Origin of the sequence: Enterobacter sp. K16B (assembly GCF_020216105.1) — a bacterium.
In the GTDB taxonomy this organism is placed as follows: domain Bacteria; phylum Pseudomonadota; class Gammaproteobacteria; order Enterobacterales; family Enterobacteriaceae; genus Enterobacter; species Enterobacter sichuanensis.
This window is the reverse complement of record NZ_JAIWJZ010000214.1, coordinates 1-1,342: the sequence shown is the minus strand read 5'-3', so window position 1 is coordinate 1,342 and position 1,342 is coordinate 1. Positions and strand designations below refer to the sequence as shown.

Below are 1,342 nucleotides of genomic sequence, written 5' to 3'. Positions count from 1 at the left end.
CGCCGGCCGTCACGCCGACACAGGTCGCGTTTTTAACCCACGCTTCCTGAATATCCGTCGCGTCATCAATCAGGAAAGCCGTTTTCCCCATCCGTTGCGCCAGTTCGGCCAGACGGTTTGAGTTAGAGGAGTTTTTCGAGCCGACCACCAGCACCACATCCGCCTGTTCAGCCAGGGCACGCACCGCTTCCTGACGGTTCGTGGTCGCGTAGCAGATGTCATCCTTACGCGGACCGACGATCTTCGGGAAACGCTGGCGCAGGGCGTCAATCACGTCAGAGGTATCGTCGACAGAGAGTGTTGTCTGGGTCATGAACGACAGACGGGCTTCATTTTTCACGTTCAGCGTAAGCACATCTTCTGGCGATTCAACCAGATACATGCCCCCTTCCGGGTTACTGTACTGGCCCATGGTGCCTTCGACTTCCGGGTGACCCGCATGGCCAATCAGAATCGACTCTTCACCACGACGGCTGGCACGTGCCACTTCCATATGCACTTTCGTGACCAACGGACAGGTAGCATCAAACACCGTCAAATCGCGGCTTTTCGCTTCGTTACGTACTGCCTGAGAGACACCATGCGCAGAGAAAATCAGGATGGCACCGTCCGGCACTTCGCTGATTTGCTCGATAAAAATAGCACCGCGCTCGCGCAGACTGTCGACCACGTAACGGTTGTGCACCACTTCGTGACGCACGTAAATCGGCGCGCCGTAAATCTCCAGCGCGTTTTCAACAATGCTGATAGCGCGGTCTACACCGGCGCAGAAGCCGCGCGGGTTAGCCAACAGGATCTGCATTTCAGGCCTCCAGTACCGGATCAATCTCCAGCACTTCAATATCAAAATGGACAGTGCGCCCGGCAAGCGGATGGTTGAAGTCAACGGTAATAGAGTCGCCGTTAATTTCGCGGATCACGCCAGGCATTTCGCTGCCGTCCATAGCGGTAAAGAGCATAATCGCCCCGATTTCAGGTTCACCCGCGTCCATAAACTCACGACGGGAGAAGTACTGGATCAGATCCGGGCTTGGCACGCCAAACGCCGCATCCGGCTCAAGCGAAAAGGCTTTTTTCTCCCCCTCTTTCAGGCCCAGAAGCTGCTGTTCAAGTCCTTCAGACAGGGAGGTATCGCCCAGACGAAACAGGGCCGGTTTGCCATTATTGCGGGTGGATTCAGCCGTGGAGCCGTCATCCAGTTTCAGCGTGAAGTGAACGAGAACCGCGCTGTTGCTTTGTACGGATTTAGACATGCACATTGCTCTTTATGTTGTCTCGCCTGTGTGCCGGGTGGCGCTTCGCTTACCCGGCCTACAAGTGTCGGCATATTCGGTAGGCCGGG

2 protein-coding genes are annotated in these 1,342 nt (G+C 56.0%); both read right to left on the bottom strand.

Features of this window, described 5'->3' with window-relative positions; translation table 11 throughout:
- Positions 1–802 (bottom strand): 4-hydroxy-3-methylbut-2-enyl diphosphate reductase (ispH, locus tag LDK53_RS22765; protein WP_225288147.1); only part of this gene is annotated, 802 nt, incomplete at its 3' end.
- Between the two features lies 1 nt (position 803).
- Positions 804–1,253: an FKBP-type peptidyl-prolyl cis-trans isomerase gene (gene fkpB / locus LDK53_RS22760; protein ID WP_013095528.1), complete on the bottom strand. Its 450-nt coding sequence runs from the start codon at positions 1,251–1,253 to the stop codon at positions 804–806.
- Between the last annotated feature and the right edge of the window lie 89 nt (positions 1,254–1,342).